The organism is Streptomyces sp. V2I9, from assembly GCF_030817475.1.
GTDB lineage: Bacteria > Actinomycetota > Actinomycetes > Streptomycetales > Streptomycetaceae > Streptomyces.
Genome location: NZ_JAUSZJ010000002.1, coordinates 4,722,137 through 4,748,555 on the forward strand (window position 1 = coordinate 4,722,137; position 26,419 = coordinate 4,748,555).

24 protein-coding genes and 2 tRNA genes are annotated in these 26,419 nt (G+C 71.8%); 15 read left to right on the forward strand and 11 right to left on the reverse strand.

Annotated features, from left to right (window positions below; genetic code table 11):
* Nucleotides 1-18 precede the first annotated feature (18 nt).
* Both QFZ71_RS20920 and QFZ71_RS20925 read right to left on the reverse strand, forming a co-directional pair.
* A complete protein-coding gene (locus QFZ71_RS20920; protein WP_307669711.1) occupies nt 19-558 on the reverse strand; it encodes an NUDIX hydrolase in 540 nt (179 codons plus the stop codon).
* Nucleotides 555-2,018, reverse strand: coding sequence for a zinc-dependent metalloprotease (locus tag QFZ71_RS20925; RefSeq protein WP_307669712.1), 1,464 nt, complete (start codon nt 2,016-2,018; stop codon nt 555-557). Before QFZ71_RS20925 ends, QFZ71_RS20920 begins: the two co-directional genes overlap by 4 nt.
* A 191-nt stretch (nt 2,019-2,209) precedes the next feature.
* On the opposite strand from QFZ71_RS20925, the gene QFZ71_RS20930 reads away from it, so the two are divergent.
* The 4 genes from QFZ71_RS20930 to QFZ71_RS20945 all read left to right on the forward strand — a co-directional run bounded on the left by QFZ71_RS20930 (nt 2,210) and on the right by QFZ71_RS20945 (nt 5,435).
* Nucleotides 2,210-3,361, forward strand: a complete 1,152-nt coding sequence (locus QFZ71_RS20930; protein WP_307669713.1) for an SDR family oxidoreductase — start codon at nt 2,210-2,212, stop codon at nt 3,359-3,361.
* A 98-nt stretch (nt 3,362-3,459) separates the two neighbouring features.
* Nucleotides 3,460-3,921 carry a molybdenum cofactor biosynthesis protein MoaE gene (locus QFZ71_RS20935; protein WP_307669714.1) on the forward strand — a complete coding sequence of 154 codons (462 nt, stop codon included), beginning with the start codon at nt 3,460-3,462 and terminating at the stop codon, nt 3,919-3,921.
* 126 nt (nt 3,922-4,047) lie between these two features.
* Complete coding sequence (locus tag QFZ71_RS20940; RefSeq protein WP_199876344.1) at nt 4,048-4,218, forward strand: hypothetical protein; 171 nt, start codon at nt 4,048-4,050, stop codon at nt 4,216-4,218.
* A 101-nt stretch (nt 4,219-4,319) separates the two neighbouring features.
* A complete protein-coding gene (locus QFZ71_RS20945) occupies nt 4,320-5,435 on the forward strand; it encodes a PDZ domain-containing protein (protein ID WP_307669715.1) in 1,116 nt (371 codons plus the stop codon).
* Between the two features lie 48 nt (nt 5,436-5,483).
* On the opposite strand, the gene QFZ71_RS20950 is transcribed toward QFZ71_RS20945, so the two are convergent.
* Nucleotides 5,484-6,044, reverse strand: a complete 561-nt coding sequence (locus QFZ71_RS20950; RefSeq protein ID WP_307669716.1) for a PPA1309 family protein — start codon at nt 6,042-6,044, stop codon at nt 5,484-5,486.
* Between the two features lie 136 nt (nt 6,045-6,180).
* On the opposite strand from QFZ71_RS20950, the gene QFZ71_RS20955 reads away from it, so the two are divergent.
* The 3 genes from QFZ71_RS20955 (at nt 6,181) to QFZ71_RS20970 (ending at nt 11,792) form a co-directional block, all read left to right on the forward strand.
* Nucleotides 6,181-9,192 carry a UPF0182 family protein gene (locus QFZ71_RS20955; protein WP_307671536.1) on the forward strand — a complete coding sequence of 1,004 codons (3,012 nt, stop codon included), beginning with the start codon at nt 6,181-6,183 and terminating at the stop codon, nt 9,190-9,192.
* 42 nt (nt 9,193-9,234) lie between these two features.
* Nucleotides 9,235-9,308, forward strand: a tRNA-Met gene (locus QFZ71_RS20960).
* 2,410 nt (nt 9,309-11,718) lie between these two features.
* A tRNA-Met gene (locus QFZ71_RS20970) sits at nt 11,719-11,792 on the forward strand.
* Between the two features lie 171 nt (nt 11,793-11,963).
* Here QFZ71_RS20970 and QFZ71_RS20975 read toward each other — a convergent pair.
* The gene (locus tag QFZ71_RS20975; protein WP_307669718.1) at nt 11,964-12,383 is read right to left on the reverse strand and encodes a Fur family transcriptional regulator; all 420 of its coding nucleotides are present in this window, start codon (nt 12,381-12,383) and stop codon (nt 11,964-11,966) included.
* A gap of 256 nt (nt 12,384-12,639) precedes the next feature.
* Between QFZ71_RS20975 and QFZ71_RS20980 the strand changes: the two genes are divergently transcribed.
* Nucleotides 12,640-14,091, forward strand: a complete 1,452-nt coding sequence (locus tag QFZ71_RS20980) for a catalase (RefSeq protein WP_307669719.1) — start codon at nt 12,640-12,642, stop codon at nt 14,089-14,091.
* A gap of 87 nt (nt 14,092-14,178) precedes the next feature.
* On the opposite strand, the gene QFZ71_RS20985 is transcribed toward QFZ71_RS20980, so the two are convergent.
* Complete coding sequence (locus QFZ71_RS20985; protein ID WP_307669720.1) at nt 14,179-14,583, reverse strand: cyclic nucleotide-binding/CBS domain-containing protein; 405 nt, start codon at nt 14,581-14,583, stop codon at nt 14,179-14,181.
* A gap of 247 nt (nt 14,584-14,830) precedes the next feature.
* Nucleotides 14,831-15,631 (reverse strand): histidinol-phosphatase, encoded by an 801-nt coding sequence (gene hisN, locus QFZ71_RS20990; RefSeq protein ID WP_307669721.1) that lies wholly within the window; start codon nt 15,629-15,631, stop codon nt 14,831-14,833.
* Nucleotides 15,632-15,756: 125 nt separating this feature from the next.
* Between hisN and QFZ71_RS20995 the strand changes: the two genes are divergently transcribed.
* Complete coding sequence (locus QFZ71_RS20995; protein ID WP_307669722.1) at nt 15,757-16,323, forward strand: TetR/AcrR family transcriptional regulator; 567 nt, start codon at nt 15,757-15,759, stop codon at nt 16,321-16,323.
* An 85-nt stretch (nt 16,324-16,408) separates the two neighbouring features.
* On the opposite strand, the gene QFZ71_RS21000 is transcribed toward QFZ71_RS20995, so the two are convergent.
* From QFZ71_RS21000 to QFZ71_RS21015, 4 genes are all read right to left on the reverse strand, one after another.
* The gene (locus QFZ71_RS21000) at nt 16,409-16,732 is read right to left on the reverse strand and encodes a multidrug efflux SMR transporter (protein WP_179181526.1); all 324 of its coding nucleotides are present in this window, start codon (nt 16,730-16,732) and stop codon (nt 16,409-16,411) included.
* 121 nt (nt 16,733-16,853) lie between these two features.
* A complete protein-coding gene (rsgA, locus tag QFZ71_RS21005; protein ID WP_307669723.1) occupies nt 16,854-17,870 on the reverse strand; it encodes a ribosome small subunit-dependent GTPase A in 1,017 nt (338 codons plus the stop codon).
* Nucleotides 17,871-17,873: 3 nt separating this feature from the next.
* Nucleotides 17,874-19,226 carry a 3-phosphoshikimate 1-carboxyvinyltransferase gene (gene aroA, locus QFZ71_RS21010; protein ID WP_307669724.1) on the reverse strand — a complete coding sequence of 451 codons (1,353 nt, stop codon included), beginning with the start codon at nt 19,224-19,226 and terminating at the stop codon, nt 17,874-17,876.
* 92 nt (nt 19,227-19,318) lie between these two features.
* On the reverse strand, nt 19,319-20,032 hold the full coding sequence (locus QFZ71_RS21015) for a M50 family metallopeptidase (protein WP_307669725.1): 714 nt from the start codon (nt 20,030-20,032) through the stop codon (nt 19,319-19,321).
* A gap of 53 nt (nt 20,033-20,085) precedes the next feature.
* Here QFZ71_RS21015 and QFZ71_RS21020 point away from each other — a divergent pair, with 53 nt between their 5' ends.
* From QFZ71_RS21020 to def, 6 genes are all read left to right on the forward strand, one after another.
* A complete protein-coding gene (locus tag QFZ71_RS21020; protein ID WP_307669726.1) occupies nt 20,086-20,901 on the forward strand; it encodes an SOS response-associated peptidase in 816 nt (271 codons plus the stop codon).
* 83 nt (nt 20,902-20,984) lie between these two features.
* Nucleotides 20,985-21,626, forward strand: coding sequence for an alpha/beta family hydrolase (locus tag QFZ71_RS21025; RefSeq protein ID WP_307669727.1), 642 nt, complete (start codon nt 20,985-20,987; stop codon nt 21,624-21,626).
* A gap of 302 nt (nt 21,627-21,928) precedes the next feature.
* Nucleotides 21,929-22,585 (forward strand): sigma-70 family RNA polymerase sigma factor, encoded by a 657-nt coding sequence (locus QFZ71_RS21030; protein WP_201790463.1) that lies wholly within the window; start codon nt 21,929-21,931, stop codon nt 22,583-22,585.
* The gene (gene rsrA, locus QFZ71_RS21035; protein WP_307669728.1) at nt 22,582-22,902 is read left to right on the forward strand and encodes a mycothiol system anti-sigma-R factor; all 321 of its coding nucleotides are present in this window, start codon (nt 22,582-22,584) and stop codon (nt 22,900-22,902) included. Before QFZ71_RS21030 ends, rsrA begins: the two co-directional genes overlap by 4 nt.
* Before the next feature lie 644 nt (nt 22,903-23,546).
* Nucleotides 23,547-24,542, forward strand: coding sequence for a hypothetical protein (locus QFZ71_RS21040; protein ID WP_307669729.1), 996 nt, complete (start codon nt 23,547-23,549; stop codon nt 24,540-24,542).
* Nucleotides 24,543-24,661: 119 nt separating this feature from the next.
* A complete protein-coding gene (gene def, locus QFZ71_RS21045; RefSeq protein WP_307669730.1) occupies nt 24,662-25,300 on the forward strand; it encodes a peptide deformylase in 639 nt (212 codons plus the stop codon).
* On the opposite strand, the gene QFZ71_RS21050 is transcribed toward def, so the two are convergent.
* Complete coding sequence (locus QFZ71_RS21050) at nt 25,276-26,346, reverse strand: helix-turn-helix domain-containing protein (RefSeq protein WP_373465139.1); 1,071 nt, start codon at nt 26,344-26,346, stop codon at nt 25,276-25,278. The genes def and QFZ71_RS21050 overlap by 25 nt on opposite strands.
* Nucleotides 26,347-26,419 lie beyond the last annotated feature (73 nt).

Sequence of the window (26,419 nt, forward strand, 5' to 3'; positions counted from 1 at the left end):
TGTCCGTCCTGGCCGTCGCTACAGCCGGGCCCGCGTCGCCTCCAGCAGCCGTACGACGGAGGCGTCGGCCACGCCGGGCACGTCCTCGTACGCGAACCAGCGCAGCTCCAGCGACTCCTCGCTGATCCGCTCGGCCGCTCCGGCCGGGGCCAGCGCCGCGTACTGGACGTCCAGGTGCCAGTTGCACGGGGACGGGATCGGATGCCGGTCCAGCCGGACGGGCCCGCCGGGCAGCAGGGCCAGCCCTGTCACCCCGGACTCCTCGGTGGCCTCGCGGAGCGCCGCCGCCTCCAGGGAGGTGTCCTCCGGCTCGCAGTGGCCGCCCATCTGGAGCCACATCCGCAGCTTCCGGTGCAGCGTCAGCAGCACCTTCTCCCGCGACGGGTCGATCACCAGGGCGCTGGCCGTCACATGCCCGGCCCCGCACGCCTTCCACATGCCGTCGTCGTGCGCGGCCAGATGATCCAGGTAGACCCGGCGCAGCTCCGCCTGGTCACCGGCCGCGTCCGCGGGGGCGTACCCCTTCAGTACGAGGACGGCGTCGTCGTGCAGGGTCACCGGTCGCGGCCGTCCTTGCCCTCGTCCGCGGCCTCCCCGCCGCCGTCCTCGTCCTCGCCCTCGGCGGGCTTCGGCTTCTCCGGCGCGGACGTGGCCGAGCCCTGAGCCGCCTCGCCGAGCATCTTGTCCAGCTCGGAGAAGTCGGCCTGCTCGTGGTGGACGAAGCCGTCCGGGTCGTCCAGGTCGCCCGCGGTCGGCAGCATGTCCGGGTGGGCCCAGAGCGCGTCCCGGCCCTCCAGACCCCGCGCGTCCGTGAGCGAGGCCCACAGGCGCGACGCGTCCCGCAGCCGGCGCGGGCGCAGCTGGAGCCCGATGAGCGTGGCGAACGTCTGCTCGGCCGGACCGCCGGAGGCGCGACGCCTGCGCATCGTCTCGCGCAGCGCGTCCGACGAGGTCAGCCGGGACTTCGCGGCCTCGTGGACCACCGCGTCCACCCAGCCCTCCACCAGCGCGAGGGCCGTCTCCAGCCGCGCCAGGGACGCCTTCTGCTCGGGCGTGTCCTCGGGCTGGAACATGCCCTGCTGAAGGGCGTCCTGCAACTGCTCCGGCTGCGAGGGGTCGAACTGGCCGACGACGTCCTCCAGCTTGCTGGTGTCGACCTTGATCCCGCGGGCGTACGCCTCGACCGCGCCGAACAGATGCGACCGCAGCCACGGCACATGGGCGAAGAGCCGCTGGTGGGCGGCCTCGCGCAGGGCCAGATACAGCCGGACCTCGTCCTGCGGGACGCTGAGGTCCTTGCCGAACTTCTCCACGTTCAGCGGGAGGAGCGCGGCCTTGCCCGCGGGGCCCAGGGGCAGCCCGATGTCGGTGGAACCGACCACCTCACCGGCCAGCGTGCCCACGGCCTGCCCGATCTGCTGGCCGAACATGGCGCCGCCCATGGACCGCATCATGCCGATCAGCGGGCCCGCCATGGCCTGCATCTCCTCGGGCAGCACATCGCCCATCGCCAGGCCCACCCGCTCGGCCACCGGGTCGACCAGCTGCCGCCAGGCGGGCAGTGATGCCTCCACCCACTCCGCGCGGCTCCACGCCACGGTGGAGACCGAACCGGAGGGCATCGAGGTGACGCCGTCCAGCCAGAGGTCCGCCAGCCGCAGCGCCTCGTCGACCGCCGTGCGCTCGGACGGGCCGACACTGGCGTCCTTGGAACCGTCCGGCGTGCCCTGCGAGACCGTCTGGCGGGCGATCTGCTTGGCCATGTCCCAGTTCACGGGACCGCCCTCGTAGCTCAGCATCTGACCGAGCTGCTGGAAGGCGGCGCCGAGATCGTTCGGGTTCATCGAGCCGAACATCGCGGCGAACGGGTTGTCCCCGCCCGCTCCCGGCCCGAATCCGAACGGGTTTCCGGGCCCGCCCGCGCTCTGCCCACCTTCGGTGGGGTCCTTCTTCTTGCCCTCGTCGCCGTTCTCCGGCTCCTCCGGCGGAAGGCCGAATCCGAATGGGGTGTCACTCACGGGTTTCCTCGGCTCGTAGGGCCGCCGGCTCGAACCGGCGGCGACTGCCCGACATCACCACCCAGCGTAGACACCACGCCCGCTTCGGGCCTCAGTGCTCCGCCGGCTCCCGGCCTGCGGCAGGATGGACGCCACCTGGTACGTACGCGTCACGTCGGGTACGTACTGAAGACAACCGCTGGAGACGCCCGGTGAGTTCCCCAGATCCGCAGGTTCGCGCAGCGCGAAACCTGACCGACCCCTCGCCCGCGAGCACACCCGAAGAGAAGCGCCCCGGGAACCGCAGACACCGGGGCCCCGTCGTCGCGGTGACCGGCGCCGCCACGGGCATCGGCGAACTGCTGACCGCCCACCTCGCGGCCTCCGACGAGATCAAGCAGGTCATCGCCATCGACGAGCGCCGGGGCGAGGTCTCCGAGGCCACCTGGCACATCCTGGACGTCCGCGACCCGGCCATCGCCGAGAAGCTGCGCGGTGCGGACGTCGTCGTGCACCTCGCCCTCGATCTCGACCTGGAGACCGACCCGGCCGCCCGCACCGCGTACAACGTACGCGGCACGCAGACCGTGCTCACCGCGGCGGCCGCCGCCGGGGTCCACCGGGTCGTGCTGTGCACCTCGGCGATGGTCTACGGGGCCCTCCCGGACAACGATGTTCCGCTCTCCGAGGACGCGGAACTGCGCGCCACCGCGGAGGCCACCGGCGTCGGCGACCTCCTGGAGATCGAGCGGCTCGGCCGACGTGCCCCGCGTGCCCACCCCGGCCTCAACGTCACCGTCGTGCGCCCCACCGTCCTGGTCGGCGGCACCGACACCGCGCTGACCCGCTACTTCGAGTCCCCGCGCCTCCTGGTCGTCGCCGGATCACGCCCCACCTGGCAGTTCTGCCACGTCGAGGACCTGGTGACGGCACTGGAGTACGCCGCCCTGGAGAAGATCGACGGCGAGTTCGCGGTCGGCTGCGACGGCTGGCTGGAGCAGGACGAGGTCGAGGAACTCAGCGGCGTGCGCCGGATGGAGCTGCCCTCCGCCGTCGCGCTCGGCGCCGCGGCCCGGCTCCACCGGATCGGCCTCACCCCGTCCCCGGCGGGCGACCTGGCGTACACGATGCACCCCTGGGTCGTCAGCGTCAGCCGGCTGCACGACGCGGGATGGCGCCCGAAGTGGACGAACGAGGACGTGCTCGGAGCCCTCCTCGAAGAGGTCGAGGGTCGGCACACGGTCGCCGGACGCCGCCTCGGCCGCAAGGACGCCACCGCGGCCGGAGCCGCCGGAGCCACGGTCGCCCTGCTCGGCGCCGCCGCCGTCGTCCGCCGTGCCCGCAAGGCCCGCCGCCGCATCTGAACGCTCCCGCGACCCTGTAGAAGACTCCAAACGGGTCGACCCGCCGCCGGTGGAAGAGGCAATTCCAGGTTGTCGGAGCCGTACGGCACGATGGGAGCATGGCACCCACCCACGACCACCCCGGCGAGCACGCGGCGGCCGACCCCCTCCGGCTGCTGGCGATCCGGGACACCCCGCTCTCCGTCGACGAGGTGTTCCGCGCCGTCGGCGACGACGCGGCGGGCGGCATCGCGCTCTTCGTCGGCACCGTGCGCAACCACGACGGCGGGCAGGACGTCGGCGCCCTCGGCTACTCCTGCCACCCCTCCGCCGAGGCCGAGCTGCGCCGGGTGGCGGAGAAGGTCGTCGCCGACTTCCCCGTCCGCGCACTGGCGGCCGTCCACCGAGTGGGTGAACTGGAGGTGGGCGACCTGGCCGTCGTCGTCGCCGTCGCCTGCCCGCACCGCGCCGAGGCGTTCGACGCCTGCCGCAAGCTCATCGACGACCTCAAGCACGAGGTTCCGATCTGGAAGCACCAGCGGTTCTCGGACGGGACGGAGGAGTGGGTCGGAGCCTGCTGATCGCAAACCGTACGGAGGCGCATCAGCCCCGATTTGCGTAACCGCACCCCCGCCATGAGCGTTGGTCTTCCGGATCGTTAATCTGCTGATCGGGGTACCCGGTCGCTCATGGGTAGGGAGGTCGTGATGGCGGCACTCGCTTGGCTGTTGATTCCCGTTATCGCCGCGGTCGGCGGCGCGATATGGGCGGGTTGGGCTGCCCGCAACCGCACGACCGGCGATGTCACCGAACTCGCCGGCTACGCCCGTTTCCGTGACGCGATGGCGAAATCGCACTCCGGTTCCGAGGCCGCCTGAGACCGGCGCACGCCGCGTGACCGCCTTCCGCAGCGTTCCGGTCGCCCCGTACGGACCGGCCCCGGCGGTGCACTGACAGGCCCTTCCCGTACTGTCGTTCCATGCCACGCCGCACCGCGACGATGCTCGCCTCCACTCTCGTCCTCATCGCGCTGCTCTGCGCAGGCGTGCTGATCACCGTGCCGTACTCGGAGATGTCTCCCGGACCGACGGTGAACACCCTGGGCGACGCGCGCGGCGAGCCCGTCCTGCAGATCTCCGGTCGCAAGACGTACCCGGCTTCCGGGCATCTCAACATGACGACCGTCCGCGTCACCGGCGCGGAGTACCGGATGAACATCGCCGAGGCCGTCTACGGCTGGCTGACCCACGACAGCGTCGTGGTGCCGCACGACACGCTCTACCCGGACGGCAAGACCGAGGAGCAGTCCACCCAGGAGAATGCCGAGGAGTTCAGCCAGTCCCAGGAGAGCGCCAAGGTGGCGGCCCTGAAGCAGCTGGACATCCCGGTCGCCACCCAGGTCGTGGTCTCCACCGTGGTCAAGGGCAGCCCCTCCGAGGGCAAGCTGCACGCGGGTGACGTGATCAAGGCCGTCGACGGCACCGCGGTCGAGGAGCCCGGCGACGTGGCGAAGCTCGTCACCGAGCACCGTCCCGGTGAGAACGTCACCTTCACCATCGTTCCGGCGAAGGAGGCCGCCGCCGCCGAGAAGGCCGGCCGCGCCCCCGAGGGCGGCGAGAAGATCACCGTCAGGACGGTGAAGGCCCCGGCCGCCGAGGGCGACGGCGAGGAGGGCGGCAAGGACCGGGCGATCGTCGGCATCAGGGCCGGAACCGACCACACGTTCCCGTTCGAGATCGACATCAAGCTCGCCGACGTCGGGGGCCCGAGCGCCGGACTGATGTTCTCGCTGGGCATCATCGACAAGCTCACTCCGGGCGACCTGACCGGCGGCAGGTTCGTCGCGGGCACCGGCACCATCGACGACGCGGGCAAGGTCGGCCCGATCGGCGGTATCAACATGAAGCTGGTCGGCGCCCGCGAGGCCGGGGCCCGCTACTTCCTCACCCCCGACGAGAACTGCGCCTCGGCCGCGGCCGACACGCCGGACGGGCTCACCCTCGTCCGGGTCAGGACCATCGAGGACGCCACGAAGTCGATGGAGCGGATCCGCACGGGGAAGCCCGCCGGGCTGCCGAGCTGTTCGACCGGCTGACGGACGCGCCGCCCGGGGCCCGCGGAGGGCTCCCGGGCAGCCGCCGGATCAGGACTCGAACGTCGCCGCGAGCGCCTCGGCGAGACCGGGCACCAGACCGGCGCCGGTCAGCACCTCGGTGGGGGAGTCCTTCTCGCGCAGCCGAACGGCGGACTCGCGGGCCCCGTCCCGCAGCACGGCCACCGTCATCCGCACCTCCTGCCGGTCGGGGTGCCTGGCCACCCACTTCGTCAGCTGTTCGTCGCTGAGGTCCTCCGGCACGGACGCCTCGGCGGACGGCGGCAGCATCAGCCGCTCCACCGTCATGGCGCAGCCGACCACCGCGTCGGGCCAGGCGATGGTGGCGAGGAAGTCGTCGAGCGCGGTGCCCGGCGGCAGCTCGTCCTGCTCGATCGGGGTGAGCGCGGCAACGGATGAGTTGGGGTCCTCAAGGCCCAGCTGGGCGGCGAGACCGGGCTCCTGGACCCGCAGTTGCGCGGTGTCGACCAGGGCGAACAGCCGGGCCGGCTGGTCCCAGCCGAGGGTGGAGGCGTAGGCGTCGATTTCGAGGACGGCGACGGTGAGCGGACTCGCGGCCATCGGAGGTCCTGCGGGGGAAACATTGGGCATGGGCAATATCCTGCCTCCTTCCGCCCCGGGAACGGGAACTAGGTAAAGCCTCAGTAAGTTGCATAGGTGGGCTCTACGATCCCTGGGCCTGCTCCACACGACCGCGAACTTCGAGGTGCGCACGTTGGCTTTCCAGATGCCGGACCGCGGCGGAGGCCCGACCGGGCCACGGATCAGAGTCGGCCGCCCGTCCCGGCGTGCCCGAACCCTGCTCATGACTTTGGGTGTCCTGGCGGTCCTCGCCATGGCCTTCGTCATGTTCGCGGGGTTCTGGACGGACTGGCTCTGGTACAGGTCGGTCGCGTATTCATCCGTCTTCACCACCACCCTGTGGACCAAGATCGGGCTGTTCCTCGTCTTCGGACTGCTGATGGCCCTCGCCATCGGTGTGAACGTCTGGCTCGCGCACCGGCTCCGGCCGCCGCTGAGCGCGATGTCACTGGAGCAGCAGAGCCTGGACCGCTACCGCATGAGCATCGCCCCCTACAAGAAGTGGGTGCTGGTCGCCGTCACGGCGCTCGTCGGACTGATCGCCGGAGCTTCCGCCTCCGGTCAGTGGCGCACCTGGCTGATGTACATCAACGGCGTGCCGTTCAACCAGAAGGACCCCCAGTTCAAGCTGGACGTCGCCTTCTACGCGTTCGACCTGCCGTGGTACCGCTTCCTGCTGGGCTTCGGCTTCGCGGCGACCGTGCTCTCGCTGATCGCCGCCGCGCTGACCCACTACCTGTACGGCGGGCTGCGCATCACCAGCCCCGGCGCCCGCGCCACCGGGGCGGCCACCGGCCACCTCTCGGTGCTGCTCGGCATCTTCGTCTCGCTGAAGGCCGTGGCGTACTGGCTCGACCGGTACGGACTGGCCGTGAAGTCCAGTGACTTCAAGGCCACCGACAACTGGACAGGCCTGCGGTACGTCGACGCCAACGCCTATCTTCCGGCGAAGACCATCCTCTTCTGCATCGCCGCGATCTGCGCGGTGCTGTTCTTCGCGACGCTGTGGCGACGCACGTGGCAGCTCCCGGTCATCGGCTTCGGCCTGATGGTGCTCTCGGCGATCCTGATCGGCGGGCTCTACCCGGCGATCGTGCAGAAGTTCCAGGTCCAGCCGAACGAGCAGGCCAAGGAAGCGCCGTTCATCCAGAAGAACATCGACGCCACGCGCGACGCGTACGACATCGATGACGCCAAGGTGGACGACTACGAAGGACAGGCGGCCACCGAGGACGACACCAAGCTGCGGGCCGCGGCCAACACCGCCGCCAGCTACCGCGTGATGGACCCCAACGTCGTCTCCCCGGCCTTCCAGCAGCTCCAGCAGCGGAGGAACTACTACCAGTTCCCCAGGACGCTCGACGTCGACCGCTACAAGGACGAGGACGGCAAGGAGCAGGACACCGTCATCGGCCTGCGGGAGCTGAACATCCAGGGCATCCCCAAGCGGAACTGGATCAACGACCACTTCACGTACACCCATGGCTACGGCGCCATCGCGGCCCGCGGCACCACCACCGGCTCCAACCCGACGGGGTCCCCGGACTTCACCGAGTCGGGCTTGCCCTCCACCGGTGAGTTCGGCGCGTACGAGCAGCGGATCTACTACGGCGAGAAGACCGAGCAGTACTCCATCGTCGGCGGGCCCCAGAAGGAGCTCGACTACGAGGAGGACGGCGAGAAGACCACCAGCTACAAGGGCGACAGCGGGGTCAGCCTCTCCAACGGCTTCAACCGCGCCGCGTACGCGGTCTCGTTCAGCGAGCCGCAGATCATGTACTCGGGAGCCATCGGTGAGGGCTCGCGCATCCTGTACAACCGCACGCCCAAGGAGCGCGTCGAGGCGGTCGCCCCGTGGCTGACCATCGACGGCGACGCCTACCCGGCGGTCGTGGACGGCCGGATCCAGTGGATCGTCGACGCGTACACCACGAGCAACGGCTACCCGTACGCGTCCCGGACGACGCTCGGCGACACCACGGCCGACTCGCTGACCACCAACCAGCGTGCGGTCGTCGCCCAGCAGAACCAGGTCAACTACATCCGCAACTCGGTGAAGGCCACCGTCGACGCGTACGACGGCAAGGTCAAGCTGTACGAGTGGGACACCGAGGACCCGGTCCTGAAGACCTGGCGCAAGGCGTTTCCCGGCACGGTCGAGTCCCGGAGCGACATCCCGAAGGCGTTGATGGACCACCTGCGGTACCCGCAGGACCTCTTCAAGGTCCAGCGCGAGCTGCTGACCCGCTATCACGTGGAGGACCCCGCGCAGTTCTACAGCGGTTCCGACGCGTGGCAGGTGCCGGACGACCCGACCAACAAGGAGCCGGGCTCCGTCCCTCCGTACTACCTGAGCATGAAGATGCCGGGTCAGGAGGCCCAGGAGTTCTCGCTGACCACGACGTTCACCCCCCGAGGCCGTCCCAACCTGGGGGCCTTCATGGCGGTGAACGCGGACGCGGCCAGCAAGGACTACGGCACCATGCGGCTGCTGCGGGTCACCTCCACGGTGAAGGGCCCCGGTCAGGTGCAGAGTGAGCTCAACGGCAACGACGACGTCGCCGAGTTCGTGAGGAACCTGAAGGGCACCGACTCGGACATCGAGTACGGCAACCTGCTGACGGTTCCGCTGGAGGGCGGCTTCCTCTACATCGAGCCGGTCTACACGCGCGGTGGCAACCAGAACTACCCGCTGCTGCGCAAGGTCGCCGCCTCGTACGGATCGAAGATCGTGTTCGAGAACAGCCTGGGAGAGGCGCTCAACGCGGTCTTCGGGGTCGAGGGCGACGCGGACACGCCCCCGACCGACCCGAGTGAGCCGCCGGGGGAGACCGACGAGCCCCCGGCCACCGGTGAAGCGGCGCTCAAGAAGGCCATCGCGGACGCCCAGAAGGCGTACACGGACGGCGAGAAAGCGCTGGAGGAGCAGGACTGGCCGGCCTACGGCAAGGCGCAGGACGCTCTTCAGGAGGCTCTGGAGCGGGCCGCCGCCGCGCAGCCCAAGGCGGGCGGCGAGGGGGACAAGGCCGACGGCTCCGAGAAGCCGGCGGACGACGCCAAGCCGGAGAGTTCGGCCTCGCCCGCGAGCGCCGAGAAGCCGTCGGACCCGGCGACCGAGCCCGACGGGGCCGAGAAGGGCTCCGACCAGGGCAGCTGAGCAGAGCCCACCCCGCGTCGTGGTACGGTTTGAACACAACGACGCGGGGTGGAGCAGCTCGGTAGCTCGCTGGGCTCATAACCCAGAGGTCGCAGGTTCAAATCCTGTCCCCGCTACTGAAAAGACGAAGGCCCGGATCTCCCAGGGGATCCGGGCCTTCGTCATGCCTGTCGTGATCGTGACGTGTCGATTCCAAGCTGTGCGCGTGAAGCGCGGTTCGCTGGGCACCAGTTGGGTTCGGACGTGTTTGACTTGTCTCTCTGTGGGCATGTCGACAAAACGCTGTAGTGACCTCACTGTCCGCGATATACCGGGTGTACGCGGGTTACAGGTGGTGCGACGATGGTATTTATGGGGGACAGGGCAACTCTGTTGGAGACAGGGCGGTATGTGCAGCAGCGCGGCCAAGATACGGAAAGCGCGGTAGACGCGGCTTTCGCCGCTGCCATCGCCGGGACGGGCGCACCGGTCCAGCGGACGACCGGCGGCCTTGGCGTGGCCTCGTTCGAGGACGATCCCGCGGCCGAGGACGCCGCGCCGGGTGACGACACCACCGACGCCGTCGACGCCGCGGACCACGCCGAGAGCGAGGCGCGCCACCGGCGCGCCGCCGACGCGGGGGACACCGCGTCCATGAGCGTCCTGGGCGCCCTGCTGCTGCGCAGGGGCGATCTGGACGGCGCCGAGCGCTATCTGCGCGCCGCCACCGCCGACGGCGACCGGGCCGCCGCGAACAACCTGGGCGTCCTGCTGCACCAGCGCGGCTACCCGGACGAGGCCGCCGGATGGTGGCGCATCGCCGCCGTCGCCGGTTCCGCCGCCGCCGCGCACGCCCTCGGCCGCCACCTCCGCGAGCGCGGCGACGAGCCCGGCGCCGAGTACTGGCTGCGCCAGTCCGCCGAGCAGGGCCATGCCCTCGGCGCGTACGCGCTCGCCGACCTTCTGGAGCACCGCAGCGACGTCGGCGCCGAACGCTGGCTCCGCGCCGCCGCCGAACAGGGGCACCGCGAGGCCGCCTACCGGCTGGCCCGCTCCCTGGAGCGCAAGGCCGTCGAGGACCCGCACGAGGCTTTCGGCCTCGGCCGGAGCCCGGTGCGGACCGGGACGGGTCTGAGGCTCCCCGACGTCGCAGCCGCGTCCACCGCGGACGGCACGGCGGGCACGGGCGCGGCCCGCGGCGACAGCCCGGTGGCGGGGCCCGCCACGGGCCGGGTCGGCGAGGCCGAGCAGTGGTACCGCCAGGCCGCCGCCCGTGGGCACCGGCGCGCCGCCCTCCATCTCGGCGCGATCCTGGAGCAGCGCGGCGAACTCAAGGAGGCCGGACGCTGGTACCTCACGTCCGCCAAGGACGGTGAAGCGCGCGCCGCCTGCGCGCTGGGCTTCCTGCTGCGCGATGCCGGCGACGAGGAGAGCGCCGCCGTGTGGTGGCTGCGCGCCGCTCAGGACGGCGACGGCAACGCCGCCAACGCACTCGGCGCGCTGCACGCCGCACGCGGGGAGCAGCAGACCGCCGAGCGCTGGTACCGGGCCGCCATGGATGCCGGGGACGTCAACGGGGCGTACAACCTCGGGCTGCTCTGTGCCGCCCAGGACCGCATCCCGCAGGCCGAGCAGTGGTACCGCCGCGCCGCGTACGCCGGACACCGCGAGGCCGCCAACGCGCTCGCGGTGCTCCTTCTCCAGGCCGGCGACCACACCGGGGCCGAGCCCTGGTTCTCCAAGGCGGCCGAGGCGGGCAGCGTGGACGCCGCCTTCAACCTCGGCATCCTGCACGCCGGACGCGACGAGGACCGTACGGCGTTCGGCTGGTACGAGCGGGCCGCGGCGGCCGGGCACACCGACGCCGCACTCCAGGTCGGCATCGCCCTCCTGCGCGACGGCGAGGACCAGGAGGCCGAGCGGCACCTGCGCTGCGCGGCGGGCGGCGGCAGCGCCGAGGCGGCGTTCCGGCTGGCCGGGGTGCTGGACGCCCGCCAGCCGCCGCCGGGGCCGCCCGCGCTCGGCGAGCCGATGCCGGAGAAGACCGAGTGCGAGGAGTGGTACGAGCGCGCCGCCCAGCAGGGGCACCGCCGCGCCCAGGTCCGGGTCGGCATGCTCGCCGCCGCCCGCGGGGACGTGGAGAGCGCGGCCCACTGGTACCGGGAGGCCGCCGAGGCGGGCAGCCGCAACGGGGCTTTCAACCTCGGGCTGCTGCTGGCCCGCGAGGGAAGCGAGCGCGAGGCCGCCCTGTGGTGGACGCGGGCGGCGGCAGCCGGCCACGGCCGGGCCGCGCTGCGCCTGGCGCTGCTCGCCGCCCGCCGGGGCGAGCTGACCGAGGGGCAGCGCTGGTGTGCGCGGGCCGTGGAGCTGGGACCGGCCGAGGTGGCCGAGCGGGCGGCGCGGCTGCGCGAGGCTCTGCACCAGGAGCTGACCGCGTGACGGCGGGACCGCTCGGGCCGTGACCGGCCGCAGGCGGCGCCCCCGGCCGGGGGCGCCGTGAAGGGATTTGCTTCGCCCGACCCGCTGACGTAACGTTGCATTCACCGACGCGGGGTGGAGCAGCTCGGTAGCTCGCTGGGCTCATAACCCAGAGGTCGCAGGTTCAAATCCTGTCCCCGCTACTGAAGGCGAAGGCCCGGATCTCATCGAGATCCGGGCCTTCGTCATGCCCGGAGCTGGGTAGGGCCGTGGCTCCGGGTGCCGGGTAGGCCTACGGCTAACGGCCGGGAAAGGCGGTGGGTACGCGGAAGCCGGGCCCGGCCGTTCGAACGGGCGGGCCCGGCAGGGTCGCTTCAGGCGGTGGGGGCGCAGTCCGGGCAGAGGCCGCGGTACGTCACCTCGACGTCGGAGACCATGAAGCCGTAGCGCTCGTCCGCCGGCAGGTCCGCCAGCGGGTTGCCCGCGGGGTGCACGTCCCGGATCGCGCCGCACCGGCCGCACACCAGGTGGTGGTGGGGGCGGTGGGCGTTCGGGTCGTAGCGCTTGGCCCGGCGGTCGGTGGACACCTCCAGCACCTCACCGAGGGACACCATCTCGCCGAGGGTGTTGTAGACGGTGGCGCGGGAGATCTCGGGCAGTCGGGAGACGGCCCTCGCGTGGACCTCGTCCGCCGTCAGGTGCACGTGGTCCCCGTCGAGGACCTCGGCCACGACACGCCGCTGCGCCGTCATGCGCCAGCCGCGTCCGCGAAGTCGTTCCAACAGGTCGCTCATGGGCCCAGCCTAACAGTGGAGGGGCGGAATCCCGATCAGGTGTGACTTTGGACGGGGGGTGGCTCTGGATCTTCGGTGCTTCTGGATATGTATGGATCTTGGATGTCTCATGACTCTGGATGTTCACTTGACTTAGACATTGTCCATTGTAGGATCGAGTTCGGCATACGCCAGGGGACAGGCTGTGCGGAACATCGGCCCGCTGACAGACGCCGGACCGATCACCGAAGTGCAGGACATGACGCAGGAGGCGCGCGTGACGCAGGGACCGCTCACCACGGAGGCCGGGGCGCCGGTCGCCGACAACCAGAACAGCGAGACCGCGGGCCCCGGCGGTCCGGTTCTCGTCCAGGACCAGGCGCTGCTGGAGAAGCTCGCCCACTTCAACCGCGAGCGCATCCCCGAGCGCGTCGTGCACGCCCGCGGCGCCGGCGCGTACGGCACCTTCACGCTGACCCGTGACGTCTCGCGGTGGACCCGCGCGAAGTTCCTCTCCGAGGTCGGCAAGCGGACCGAGACCTTCCTGCGCTTCTCGACCGTCGCCGGCAACCTCGGCTCCGCCGACGCCGTGCGCGACCCCCGCGGCTTCGCGCTGAAGTTCTACACCGAGGAGGGCAACTACGACCTCGTCGGCAACAACACCCCGGTGTTCTTCATCAAGGACGCCATCAAGTTCCCCGACTTCATCCACACCCAGAAGCGCGACCCGTACACCGGCTCGCAGGAGGCGGACAACGTCTGGGACTTCTGGGGTCTGTCGCCCGAGTCGACGCACCAGGTGACCTGGCTCTTCGGTGACCGGGGCATCCCGGCCACGCTGCGCCACATGAACGGGTACGGCTCGCACACCTACCAGTGGAACAACGAGGCCGGCGAGGTCTTCTGGGTCAAGTACCACTTCAAGACCGACCAGGGCATCAAGAACCTCACCCGGGCCGAGGCCGACAAGCTCGCCGGCGAGGACCCCGACAGCCACCAGCGCGATCTGCGCGAGTCGATCGAGCGCGGCGACTTCCCGTCCTGGACCGTGCAGGTCCAGATCATGCCCGCAGCGGACGCGGCGACGTACCGCTTCAACCCGTTCGACCTCACCAAGGTGTGGCCGCACGCGGACTACCCGCCGATCGAGATCGGCAAGCTGGAGCTCAACCGCAACCCGGAGAACGTCTTCGCCGAGGTCGAGCAGTCGATCTTCAGCCCCGCGCACTTCGTGCCCGGCATCGGCCCGTCCCCGGACAAGATGCTCCAGGGCCGCCTCTTCGCGTACGGCGACGCCCACCGCTACCGCGTCGGCATCAACGCCGACCACCTGCCGGTGAACCGCCCGCACGCAACCGAGGCGCGCACCAACAGCCGGGACGGCTTCCTCTACGACGGCCGCCACCAGGGGGCCAAGAACTACGAGCCGAACAGCTTCGGCGGCCCCGCCCAGACCGGCCGCCCGCTGTGGCAGCCGGCCCCGGTCACGGGCGTCACCGGCAACACCGAGGCTCCCGTCCATGCCGAGGACAACGACTTCGTGCAGGCCGGCGACCTCTACCGGCTGATGGCGGAGGACGAGAAGGGCCGCCTGGTCGACAACCTCGCCGGGTTCATCGCCAAGGTCTCGCGCGACGACATCGCCGAGCGCGCGATCAACAACTTCCGTCAGGCGGACGCCGACTTCGGCAAGCGGCTGGAGGCCGCGGTCCAGGCCCTTCGCGGCTGACCGGGCGCTTGCCGTCGACGGTGGGCCGGACTCCCTCGCGGGGTCCGGCCCACCGGTCGTCGGTCCCGGGGCAGGGCCTTCGGGGCCTCAGCCGGTGGCCGCCACGGGGCGCCGGCGGCGGGCGGGCGACCAGCAGCGGATGATGTCGCGCACCGACACCACGCCCACCGCGCCGTGGCCGTCCAGCACGATCAGGTGCCGGAACCCGCCGTGCGTCATGGCTTCCGCCGCCTCCTCCAGGGTCCAGGCCGGCGCCGCGAACACGACGTCGGTGGTGGTGTGGGCGGACGCGGTCTCCCGGTCGGGGTCCAGCCCCGCCCCGACCGCGTCGAGGATGTCGCGCTCGGTGATGATGCCCAGCCCGAAGGTGTCCGGATCGTGGACGACAGCCGCCCCGATCCGGCGGGCCGACATCAGCCGGGCCGCCTGGCGGAGCGTGTGGGTGGGGCCGATGGTGAGGACCACCGTGCTCATGGCGTCACGGACGAGCATGAAACGAGCCACCTCCTCGGTGAATGACTCTGTGAGTCGATTCACAAGTTCACAAGTGGGGGGACTCTCAGAGTGGCACCCTCGGGGCGGGCCGACAAGGGGTGGGTGACGTGCGCGGAGGGCGTGCGGCAGGCATCCGTCACGCCCCCGCACGCCGTGCGGACCGTACGCTTCCGGACAGGGCCGGGAAGCGTACGGTTCCGGACCGGGCCCCCACGGGGAACCACGGGTGCCGGAGGGGGCGAGGTCAGGAGCGCGGGTCGAGGTAGCCCAGCAGCTCGTCGTGGAGCGTCCCGTTGGAGGCCGCCGCGTTTCCGCCGTCCACGCCGTCCACCCCGTCCAGCGAGGTGAACCGGCCGCCCGCCTCCTGCACGATGATCGCGTTCGCCGCCATGTCCCACAGCGACAGCTCCGGCTCGGCGCAGATGTCCACGGAACCCTCCGCCACCATCATGTACGGCCAGAAGTCCCCGTACCCGCGCGTCCGCCAGCAGGCGCGGGTGAGGTCGAGGAAGCCGTCGAGGCGGCCCTGCTCCTCCCACCCGGACAACGAGGAGTACGCGAAGGAGGCGTCGGAGATCCGGCCCACCCCCGACACCTGCATCCGGGTCGCGGAGGTGAGGCTGCGACCGGTGAACGCGCCCGCGCCCTTCGCCGCCCACCAGCGCCGGTTCAGCGCCGGCGCGGACACCACGCCCATGACCGGCCGAAACCCGTCCTCACCCGCCTCCATCAGTGAGATCAGCGTCGCCCACACCGGCACACCGCGCACGTAGTTCTTGGTGCCGTCGATGGGGTCGATCACCCAGCGGCGCGGACCGCTGCCCTCCAGCCCGTACTCCTCGCCCAGGATCGCGTCCCTCGGGCGGGCCCGGTGCAGATGCCCCCGGATCAGCTCCTCGGCGGCCTTGTCGGCCTCGCTGACCGGCGTCATGTCCGGCTTGGTCTCCACCTTCAGGTCGAGAGCCTTGAACCGGTCCATGGTCGCGGCGTCGGCGGCGTCCGCCAGCACATGGGCGAGGCGCAGATCATCGTGGTAGTCGGGCATGCCGTCACAGTATCCAGCGCCGTCGTGCGCGGGCCACCGTGCCCCCGGCCACCGCTTCGACCCGCACCCTTGACAGCTCCCGGCGAGCGCGTCAACGCTGAACCGCAGGACAGGGGGTGACGGTGATGCCGAGAGCGCGGCAGGCCCTGCTGGAGGCAGCCCACCGGGCGCTGGAGGACCGGCCCTGGCGCTCCGTGCGCATGGCCGACGTGGCTGCTCTGGCCGGGGTGTCCCGGCAGACCCTCTACAACGCGTTCGGTACCAAGGAAGGTCTGGCCGGAGCCCTGCTGCGGCGGGCCTCGGACGCCTACCTCGCCGGGGTGGACCGCGCGCTGACCGCCCCCGGCCCCGACCGCCCGGCCGCCGTCGCGCTCTGGACCGTACGGGCCGCCCGGCAGGACGCCCTGATCAAGGCGCTGCTGACCGGGCACTGGGCGGACGGGCTGCCCCGCCCGGACCGCGGGCCGGGCTCGCGGGGGCGTACCGGCGGGAAGCCGCCGCCGACGCCCGACGAACTGCTCGCGCTGGTACGGGAGCGGATGGCCGCCGCCTCGGCCGGAGCCCCGGACGGGCGCTGCGAGATCGCGTTACGGCTCGCGCTGTCCTGTGCGATCGTCCCGGTGCCGGGCGACGACGCGACGGACAGCGGTGCGCTGGGCCTGGTCCGTGCGGCGACCCGGCCCTTGGTGTAGGAGCGGCCGGCGACACGCGGGCGGGGGTGGTTCAGCAAGACCCCGCGGGGGAAGGAGCGGTCGGTGGTGAGGAGCCGGCCGGGGCTCAGTGCGCCGAGCCGGAGAGCTGGAGGCCGATCACGCCGACGATCACCAGCGAGATCGAGACGAGCTTCAGGGTGGACACCACGTCGCCGAGGAAGATCATGCCGTAGATCGCGGTCCCGGCCGCTCCGATCCCGGTCCACACCGCGTACGCCGGGCCGACGTCCAGCTTCTTCAGCGCCAGGGTCAGCAGACCGAAGCTGCCCAGCGCGAACGTGGCGAACGCGATCGTCGGCCAGAGCCGGGTGAATCCGTGGGAGAGCTTCAGACACACGGCGAAGCCGGTCTCCAGGAGACCTGCGACCACGACCAGCAGCCACGCCATCGTCAGTTGCCTCCCACATAGGTGACGGCTTCGTCCCGCACGGTGCGATTATGCCTTCACCGATCGTTGAAGCTCGCAAACATGCCCGGAGGGCCGCAGCCGATTCCGGGCGGGCGGACCGTCAGTCGCCCTCGCGCCGCTCGCGGGTCGCGAGGAGCCGGCGCAGGGAGTCCAGCCGGGCCGGATCGGCGTGCCCCTCGGCCACCCAGGCGTCCAGGGCGCACTCGGGCTGGTTCTCGTCGTGCGTGCAGCCGCGCGGGCACTCCTCGGTGCCGGGTTGCAGATCCGGGAAGGCGTTGATGACCCGCGACGGGTCGACGTGGTGCAGCCCGAAGGAGCGCACGCCCGGAGTGTCGACCACCCAGCCCCGGTCACCGGGCAGCGGCAGGGCGAGGGCGGACGTGGTGGTATGCCGCCCCCGGCCGGTGACCGCGTTGACGATGCCCGTGGTCCGCCGCCGGTCCTCCGGCACCAGGGCGTTGACCAGGGTCGTCTTGCCCACCCCGGAGTGCCCGACGAAGGCGGTGATCTTCCCCTCCAGCTGTTCGCGCACCCGCTCCGCCGCGTCCCCGTTCTCCAGCTCCTCACGGTTGGTCACGATGTACGGGACGCCGAGCGGGGTGTACGCCTCCAGCAGGGCGTCCGGCGAGGCCAGGTCGGACTTGGTCAGCACCAGGAGCGGGGTGAGCCCGCCGTCGTACGCCGCGACCAGACAGCGGTCGATCATGCGCGGGCGGGGCTCCGGGTCGGCCAGGGCGGTGACGATCGCCAGCTGGTCCGCGTTGGCGACGACCACGCGCTCGTACGGATCGTCGTCGTCCGCCGTGCGGCGCAGCACCGTGCGGCGCGGGGCGATCCGCACGATCCGGGCCAGGGTGTCCTTCTCGCCGGACAGGTCGCCGACGATGGAGACGGTGTCGCCCACCACGGCGGCCTTGCGCCCCAGCTCGCGGGCCTTCATCGCCACCACGGTCCGGCCGTCGACGAGGCAGGTGAGCCGGCCCCGGTCGACGGTGAGGACCATGCCGTCCTCGGCGTCCTCGTGCTTGGGCCGGATGTGCGTACGCGGGCGGTTGCCCTTGCGGTTGGGGCGGACGCGGATGTCGTCCTCGTCGGGGTTCTTCCCGTAGCGGCGCATCGTCTAGGCCCCGAGCATTCCGGTCCACATGTCCGGGAAGTCCGGCAGGGTCTTGGCGGTCGTACCCACGTTCTCGATCTCCACGCCCTTCACCGCCAGGCCGATGACCGCCCCGGCGGTGGCCATGCGGTGGTCGTCGTACGTGTGGAAGACGCCGCCGCGCAGCGGGCGCGGGCGGATGTGCAGCCCGTCCGCCGTCTCGGTGACGTCGCCGCCCAGCTCGTTGATCTCCTTGGTCAGCGCGGCCAGCCGGTCCGTCTCGTGCAGCCGCAGGTGGGCCACCCCGCTCAGCGTGGAGGGGGAGTCGGCCAGCGCCGCGACCGCAGCGATGCCCGGGGTCAGCTCGCCGACCTCGCCGAGGTCCACGTCGATGCCGTGGATCCGGCCCGTACCGGTGAAGGTCAGTCCGCGCTCGGTCAGCTCGCAGCTGCCGCCCATCGCGGTGAAGATCTCGCGCAGCGCGTCGCCCGGCTGGGTGGTGCGCTCGGGCCAGTCGGGGATGGTGACCCGGCCGCCGGTCACCAGGGCCGCCGCCAGGAACGGCTGGGCGTTGGAGAGGTCCGGCTCGATCGTCAGGTCCCGGCCGAGCAGGGCGGAGGGGGAGACCCGCCATACGTTCGGTTCGCCGCCCGTCTCCGGCTCGTCCACCTGCGCGCCGACCGCGCGCAGCATGTCGACGGTCATCCGGATGTGCGGCATCGAGGGAAGCGTGGTCCCGGTGTGCCGGACCTCCACGCCGTGGTTGAAGCGCGGGGCCGACAGCAGCAGTGCCGAGACGAACTGCGAGGAGGACGAGGCGTCGATCGACACCGGGCCGCCCACCAGCGCCCCGCTGCCGTGCACGGTCAGCGGCAGCGCCCCGCGTCCGTCGTCGTCGATCCGTGCGCCGAGCGCCCGCAGGCCCTCGATCACGCCGGTCAGCGGACGTTCGTACGAGCGGGGGTCGCCGTCGAAGCGGACCGGGCCGTCGGCGAGCGTGGCGACCGGCGGCAGGAAGCGCATGACCGTGCCGGCGTTGCCGACGTCCACCGTCGCCGGGCCGTGCAGCCCGGCCGGGATGACCCGCCATGCCTCGCCCCGGGCGTCCGGGGAGGCCGCGGCGGACGGGCTGCTCGCGGACGAGGAGGAGACCGTCTCCTCGATGCCGACGCCCATGGCGCGCAGCGCGTCGGCCATCAGCAGGGTGTCGCGGGAGCGCAGCGGGCGGCGCAGCCAGCCCGGCTCGGAGGCCAGTGAGGCCAGTACGAGCGCGCGGTTGGTGACCGATTTCGATCCGGGCACGGTGACGGTCGCGTCGACGGCGCCGCTCGCGTGGGGGGCGGGCCAGAGGGCGGGGTGCACGGAACTCTCGGTCATGGCTTTACTTTAGTGGCTCCGCACCGGCCCGGTTCCTGGCGAAATAGGCGAAAACGCCCCTTACTCGGTGCGCGGTACCGGCCGCCCTGCCCTCACCAGCCCAGCAGCCACCGTCCGCCGCCGATCAGCGAGCACAGCGACACCGCGTGGAAGAGGAACAGCCACAGCACCGCGGGGGCGTGCGTCAGCCGGGCCAGCTGGTCCGCGTCCGAGTCCGGGGCCCCGCCGTGGCGCCGCTTGGACTGGAGCTCGAACGGTGGCCGGACCCCGCCCAGCAGCAGGAACCACACCACCACGTACGCGAACGCCGACTGCACGTCGGACGAGGCCAGCCAGGACACCAGCAGGAACGTGGTGCCGGTCAGGATGACGGTGAGCGCCCCGTACACGTTGCGGATCATCACCAGCATCACCGCGAGCAGCGCGGTCGCCACCCACAGCAGGAGGGTGATCCGGCCGTTCGTGAGCAGCCAGGCACCGCCCAGACCCAGCAGGGACGGAGCCGTGTAACCCGCCGCCGCTGTCAGGATCATGCCGATCCCGGTCGGCTTGCCGCGGCTCACGGTCAGGCCGCTGGTGTCCGAGTGCAGCCGGATGCCGGAGAGCTGACGCCCGGTGAGCAGGGCCACCAGGCCATGGCCGCCCTCGTGCGCGATGGTGATCGTGTTGCGGGTGAGCCGCCATATCGGGTTGGGCACGACGGCGATCAGCGCGAGCGTGGCCGTCACCACCACCAGCCACTGCTCGGGGGCGGGCTGGGTGCCGGTGACGCGATCCCACAGATCGCCCAATTCGGTGCTGTTCATCGGCCGGGCGACTCCTTGCGGTCGGGGCGGGCGGTCGTGGCAGTCTGGCACTTATGTGCGGACGGTTTGCAGCGAGTCGGAAGCCCGAGGACCTGACCGGACTCTTCGGCGTCGAGAAGTGGGAACCCACCGAGGCCCTGGAGCCGGACTGGAACGTGGCACCGACCAAGGAGGTGTACGCGATTCTGGAGCGCCCTGTGAAGGACGCCGACGACCAGCGTCCGGTTCGCCAGCTGCGTGCCCTGACATGGGGACTCGTACCCTCCTGGTCGAAGACCCCCGAGGGAGCCGCCCGCATGATCAACGCCCGCGCGGAGACCGTGCACGAGAAGCCCTCCTTCCGCCGCGCCTTCGCCCAGCGCCGCTGCATCCTGCCCGCCGACGGCTACTACGAGTGGGTCACCGGCGCCGAGGAGCGGCAGCTGGAGGAGAAGAAGGGCAGGAAGCGCGCCCGCAAGCAGCCCTACTTCGTCACCCCCGCCGACGGCTCGGTCTTCGCCATGGCCGGGCTGTACGAGTTCTGGCGCGACGCGACCCTCCCCGGCGACCACGAGAACGCCTGGTGGGTGACGTGCTCGGTGATCACCACCGAGGCGGAGACCACCCCGCTGGCCGTCGCCCCCGCCGAGGGGCCCGGCACGCTCGCCGACATCCACCCCCGGATGCCGCTGATGCTCACCCCCGACCGCTGGGACACCTGGCTGGACCCCACGCACACCGGCGTCGAGGAACTGCGCGCGCTGCTGGAGCCCCCGCCCGCCGGACTGATGCGCGCCTACCCGGTCGCCACCGCCGTCAGCAACGTCCGCAACAACGGTCCGGAACTGCTGGAGGAACTGGCCGCACCGGAGGAGGCCACGCTGTTCTGAGGGGCCCGCGGGCTGTCGCCTCCGAGGGGCCCGCGGGCTGTCGCGCCGTTCCGGGCCCGTCGTGGACGGGGGAGGATGGCGCGGTGAGCCGTCAACCACGTACGCAGAACGTCACCACCGACGCCGGTGAGGCCCGGATCACCTGGGTCACCGCGGCCGAGCCCCGCCTCGTGCTCGCCGTGAGCCACGGGGCCGGCGGCGGCATCGAGGCCCGCGACCTGAAGGCCCTCGCCGCCGCCCTGCCCGCACGCGGCGTCACCGTCGCCCTGGTGGAGCAGCCCTGGCGGGTGGCCGGCAAGAAGGTGGCCCCCGCCCCGAAGACCCTGGACACCGGCTGGCGCGGGCTCTGGCCCTCCCTCACCGCGGCCGGGCTCCCCGTCGTCTCCGGCGGTCGCAGCGCCGGGGCCCGCGTCGCCTGCCGGACCGCGGTCGAACTGGGCGCGGCGGCCGTGCTCGCGCTGAGCTTCCCGCTCCATCCGCCGGGCAGGCCCGAGAGGTCCCGCGCCGACGAACTGCTCGGCACGGGCGTGCCCACCCTGGTGGTGCAGGGCGGCAACGACCCGTTCGGCCGGCCCGGCGAGTTCCCGCCCGGCCCGTACGGGCTGACCGAAGTACCCCACGGCGACCACGGGTTCGCGGTGCCGAAGAGGTCCGGGGTGACGGAGGCGCAGACGATGGGCGTCCTCACCGACGCGGTCACCGGGTGGCTCACGTCACTCCGGTGACCCCGCGGGCCCCGCCGGGAACCGCCGCCCTCCGGCACCGGGAATGCCCCGCGCGGGGGCGCTGTTGTTCGGGACGTCGGTACAACAACGTCGTACGTGGAGAGGGAGTCCGTCGCATGGGTTCAACCATCTGCCCCAGCCGCTCGAACGCCGCTGACCTGGAGTGGACCGTGTTGCCCGCGGCGAGGACCACCTCCGAGCGGCCCCTGGGCGGGGGTAATCGGCAGGCCGTCCGTCAGCAAGGTCGACTATTCTCCGATACGAGCGGATCCGGTCTCGGTTCCGCCACATCGTTGGAGGAGGTGGGTCCGGTCACTGGGACCGACACAGGGACCGACGACGGCCGTGCACCGGAGACGCCCGCGGAGCGCAACGCGCGCTTCGAGCGCGACGCCCTGGGCTTTCTCGACCAGATGTACTCGGCCGCGCTGCGCATGACGCGCAACCCCGCCGACGCCGAGGACCTGGTCCAGGAGACCTATGCCAAGGCGTACGGCTCCTTCCACCAGTTCCGTGAGGGCACCAACCTCAAGGCGTGGATGTACCGCATCCTCACCAACACCTTCATCAACTCCTACCGCAAGAAGCAGCGGGAGCCCCAGCGCAGCGCCGCCGAGGAGATCGAGGACTGGCAGCTCGCGCGGGCCGAGTCGCACATGTCGACCGGTCTGCGCTCGGCCGAGTCCCAGGCCCTCGACCATCTCCCGGACTCCGACGTGAAGTCGGCGCTCCAGGCGATCCCCGAGGAGTTCCGCATCGCCGTGTACCTCGCCGATGTCGAGGGCTTTGCCTACAAGGAGATCGCGGACATCATGGGGACACCCATCGGTACGGTGATGTCCCGGCTGCACCGCGGCCGTCGCCAGCTGCGCGGCATGCTGGAGGACTACGCCCGCGAGCGCGGGCTCGTCGCGGCCGGTGCCGGTGACGCGGACGATCGGAAGGGCTCGGCCTCATGAGCTGCGGAGAGCCGCACGAGACGGATTGCTCGGAGGTCCTCGACCATCTCTACGAGTTTCTCGACCGGGAGATGCCCGAGGGCGACTGCACCAAGTTCGAGGTGCACTTCGAGGAGTGCTCCCCGTGCCTGGAGAAGTACGGCCTCGAACAGGCCGTGAAGAAGCTGGTCAAGCGCTGCTGCGGACAGGACGACGTCCCGACCGACCTGCGCTCCAAGGTGATGGGCCGGATCGAGCTCATCCGGGCAGGCGAGGCCGTGCCCGAGCAGGACGTCGCCGCGCCGGACGCGGACCGGTCGGCGACCGCCGCCGAATAGCCGGCCGCCCGCAGGGGCTCTTCGGGTCTCCGTAGTGACTCGGTGAGCCGCCAACCCGGCGGCGTGGCGCGTCCGTCGACCGTGCCGGGGCGGGCGCGAGGGGCACCCCGGAGGCGCGTGTCGCGCTCCTTCCTCGTCCCCGACGACCAGGCGTGCCGCGATCCGGCCCCCGCTCGGCCCGCCCCCGCCTGCGCCGCTGCCCCGTCGCGCGACATCGGCAGGCACTCCCCTCCCGCCCCGGCCGCCCGGCTGCCTGTCCCCGCCGCGACCTCCCGGAGGGGAACCGCGACCGCCCCGTACCCGTGCCGCCCAACCGCATCCGTACCCGTGGTAGCAGGCCGCCCCGTACCGGTCCGCACCGGGATCAACTGCCCCCGGGATCGTCAGGACGGTCGACGCGTACGCCGAGCTGTGCGGGGAAGGCGTGGGCGGACCGCCCGGCGTGCTGGAGCGGCTCGGGCTCGGTGCCGGGCAGGGCCACCGGCCGCAGGTGGTGGCGCGCTGGGAGGCGTCCTCGTACGAGGCGGTCTGACCCCGGCCGGAGCTGGGTAACCCATGGGTAATGAGCGGGCGTCCGGCCGGGCATGGTTGGATGCGAAAGCAGAGCGGATGACGAGGGCGTCCAGTCGGGACAGGCGGGAATCGTGAGGATCTTCGGGAAGGTACGGCATCGGCCGTCCGCCTCTTGGCGGCAGGCCACGGACCGCGCGTTCACGCTGATCGGCGACGGCCGGTACGAGGACGCGGGGGCGCTGCTGACGCGCGCGGCGGATCTGGAGCCCTGGCTCTCGGAGTCCTGGTTCAATCTGGCGCTGCTGCACAAGTTCCGGCACGACTGGGAACAGGCGAGGGCGGCCGGCCTGCGGGCCGTCGCGCTGCTCGACCGCGAGTCGGGCGCCCCGGACTGGTGGAACGTGGGGATCGCGGCCACCGCGCTCCAGGACTGGCCGCTGGCGCGGCGGGCCTGGCAGGCGTACGGACTGAAGGTCCCCGGCGGCGGCCAGCACAGCGCGGCCACCACCGAGCCGTCCGGCATGGAGCTGGGCAGCGCCGCCGTGCGGCTCTCGCCCGAGGGTGAGGCCGAGGTGGTCTGGGGCCGCCGGCTCGACCCGGCCCGGATCGAGGTGCTCTCCATCCCGCTGCCGTCCTCCGGGCGGCGCTGGGGCGAGGTCGTCCTGCACGACGGGGTGCCCAACGGCGAACGGGTCACCGCGGCCGGGCCCGCGTATCCGGTGTTCGACGAGATCGAGCTGTGGGCCCCGTCCCCCGTGCCGACCTGGGTGGTGCTGCTGGAGGCGGCCACCGAGGAGGACCGGGACGCGCTGGAGAAGCTGGCGTCGGACGCCGGGTTCGCCGCCGAGGACTGGTCCTCCTCCGTACGTCTGCTGTGCCGGGCGTGTTCGGAGAGCCGGATGGAGAGCGACGAGGGCGACGGGGAGCACCTGGACCCCCACGACCACAGTGAGCCCGGCCACCCCGGCCCGCTGGGCCACCGCACCGCCGGGGCCGGCGACCTCTGGGTGCCGGAGCGGGAGTGCGGCCTCGCGGCCCCCGCCGGGCTGGTGCGCGGACTGCTGGACGGCTGGGTGGCCGACAGCCCGGACAGCCGTGAGTGGCGGGATCTCGAAGAAGTCTGCTGACCTCTGCCCGTAGGCTGTACGCGCACCGATCGCGGTGCTGCTCCTCCCGCGCTTCCCGGTTCCGGACGGGATGCGGCGGGGTACCGGGTTCAGGTTTTGCAGGAAGGCGTACGGCGGACATGTCGCAGCAGGAGACGGACGGGCGGATCGACGTGGACGACGAGGGGTTCGTCGTCGACACCGAGGACTGCGAGGAGCGCGAGGCGGCCCACCGCGCGCGCGGCACCTCCCGTCCGATCACGGTCGTGGGCAACCCGGTCCTGCACAAGGAGTGCAAGGACGTCACCGCGTTCGACGACGAGCTGGCGCAGCTCATCGACGACATGTTCGCCAGCCAGAAGACGGCCGAGGGCGTCGGTCTCGCGGCCAACCAGATCGGCGTGGACCTGAAGGTCTTCGTCTACGACTGCCCGGACGACGACGGCGTGCGCCACACCGGCGTCGTCTGCAACCCGGTCCTGGAGGAGCTGGCCCCCGAGCTGCGGGTGCTGGACGACTCCAACGAGGGCTGCCTCTCGGTCCCGACCGCCTACGCCTCGCTCGCCCGCCCGGACTACGCGGTGGTGCGCGGGCAGGACGCGCAGGGCAACCCGATCCGGGTCAAGGGCACCGGCTACTTCGCCCGCTGCCTCCAGCACGAGACGGACCACCTGTACGGCTACCTGTACATCGACCGGCTCTCCAAGCGGGAGCGCAAGGACGCGCTGCGGCAGATGGAAGAGGGCACGCCGCGCTACGAGGTCGTCCCGAACGCCTGAGCACGCGTGCGCGGGGCCCGGAGCCGGTCATCGGCGCCGGGCCCCGCCGCCGTGTGCGGCGCCGCCCGGGCGACGTCGCCCCCCGCCGCGGCCGACGGGCCCCGGAAGGTGCGGCGGTAGGCGTTCGGCGTGGTGCCCAGCGACCGGACGAACTGGTGCCGCAGCGTCGCCGCCGTGCCGAACCCCGTCTGTCCCGCGATCGTGTCGATCGTCCGGTCGGAGCTCTCCAGCAGATGCTGGGCCAGCAGCACCCGCTGCCGCAGGAGCCACCGGTAGGGCGTCGTCCCGGTCTCCTGCTGGAACCGGCGGGCGAAGGTGCGCGGTGACATGTGCGCCTGCGCGGCCAACTGCTCCACGGTCATCTCCTGGTCGAGGTGGTGCTCCATCCACGCGAGGGTGGAGCCGACCGTGTCGCACGCGTTCCGGGGCAGCGGGCGGTCGATGTACTGCGCCTGGCCGCCGTCCCGGTGCGGCGGGACCACCATCCGCCGGGCGATGGTGTTGGCCGTCCGCTGCCCGTAAGCCTGGCGGACCAGGTGCAGACAGGCGTCGATCCCGGCGGCGGTCCCGGCCGACGTGATCACCGGGCCCTCGTCCACGTACAGGACGTCCGGCTGCACGATCGCCTTCGGGTAGCGGCGGGCCAGCTCCGCCGCGTGCCGCCAGTGCGTGGTGCAGCGGCGGCCGTCCAGCAGGCCGGCCGCGCCGAGGACGTACGCACCCGAGCAGACGCTCAGCACCCGTGAACCCCGTTCCACGGCCCGCCTCAGCGCGTCCAGGGCCTCCTCGGGATACTCCCGGTCCATGACGTGCCCGCTCGCCGGGACGGCGATGAGGTCGGCCTCCTCCAGCCGCTCCAGGCCGTACGGCGTGCTGATGGTGAAGCCCGCGTGGGTGCGCAGTTCGGGCCCCTCGGCGGAGACCACCGCGAACTCGTGGACCGGCAGGCCCTCTTCGCTCCGGTCGAGCCCGAACACCTCGCACAGAACGCCGAGTTCGAAGGGATGGACCTCGTCCAGCAGCAGGACGGCGACGTTGGTCAGCATGGAACGAGTGTGGCAGTTATTTGGGGTCCTATGGCAGTCCTGCCACTGATGATTTTCGCCCCGGCGGGCCAGA

What these genes read in the sequence shown, in the direction of transcription:
- aroA (WP_307669724.1), bottom strand. Translation starts at nt 19,226, where the DNA reads ATGACCGAGAGTTCCGTGCACCCCGCCCTCTGGCCCGCCCCCCACGCG.
- def (WP_307669730.1), top strand. Translation starts at nt 24,662, where the DNA reads ATGTCGCAGCAGGAGACGGACGGGCGGATCGACGTGGACGACGAGGGG.
- QFZ71_RS21015 (WP_307669725.1), bottom strand. Translation starts at nt 20,032, where the DNA reads ATGAACAGCACCGAATTGGGCGATCTGTGGGATCGCGTCACCGGCACC.
- QFZ71_RS20945 (WP_307669715.1), top strand. Translation starts at nt 4,320, where the DNA reads ATGCCACGCCGCACCGCGACGATGCTCGCCTCCACTCTCGTCCTCATC.
- rsrA (WP_307669728.1), top strand. Translation starts at nt 22,582, where the DNA reads ATGAGCTGCGGAGAGCCGCACGAGACGGATTGCTCGGAGGTCCTCGAC.
- QFZ71_RS20985 (WP_307669720.1), bottom strand. Translation starts at nt 14,583, where the DNA reads ATGCTCGTCCGTGACGCCATGAGCACGGTGGTCCTCACCATCGGCCCC.
- QFZ71_RS21050 (WP_373465139.1), bottom strand. Translation starts at nt 26,346, where the DNA reads ATGCTGACCAACGTCGCCGTCCTGCTGCTGGACGAGGTCCATCCCTTC.
- QFZ71_RS21000 (WP_179181526.1), bottom strand. Translation starts at nt 16,732, where the DNA reads ATGGCGTGGCTGCTGGTCGTGGTCGCAGGTCTCCTGGAGACCGGCTTC.
- QFZ71_RS20940 (WP_199876344.1), top strand. Translation starts at nt 4,048, where the DNA reads ATGGCGGCACTCGCTTGGCTGTTGATTCCCGTTATCGCCGCGGTCGGC.
- QFZ71_RS20955 (WP_307671536.1), top strand. Translation starts at nt 6,181, where the DNA reads ATGCCGGACCGCGGCGGAGGCCCGACCGGGCCACGGATCAGAGTCGGC.
- QFZ71_RS20975 (WP_307669718.1), bottom strand. Translation starts at nt 12,383, where the DNA reads ATGAGCGACCTGTTGGAACGACTTCGCGGACGCGGCTGGCGCATGACG.
- QFZ71_RS20995 (WP_307669722.1), top strand. Translation starts at nt 15,757, where the DNA reads ATGCCGAGAGCGCGGCAGGCCCTGCTGGAGGCAGCCCACCGGGCGCTG.
- hisN (WP_307669721.1), bottom strand. Translation starts at nt 15,631, where the DNA reads ATGCCCGACTACCACGATGATCTGCGCCTCGCCCATGTGCTGGCGGAC.
- QFZ71_RS20935 (WP_307669714.1), top strand. Translation starts at nt 3,460, where the DNA reads ATGGCACCCACCCACGACCACCCCGGCGAGCACGCGGCGGCCGACCCC.
- QFZ71_RS21020 (WP_307669726.1), top strand. Translation starts at nt 20,086, where the DNA reads ATGTGCGGACGGTTTGCAGCGAGTCGGAAGCCCGAGGACCTGACCGGA.
- rsgA (WP_307669723.1), bottom strand. Translation starts at nt 17,870, where the DNA reads ATGCGCCGCTACGGGAAGAACCCCGACGAGGACGACATCCGCGTCCGC.
- QFZ71_RS20950 (WP_307669716.1), bottom strand. Translation starts at nt 6,044, where the DNA reads ATGCCCAATGTTTCCCCCGCAGGACCTCCGATGGCCGCGAGTCCGCTC.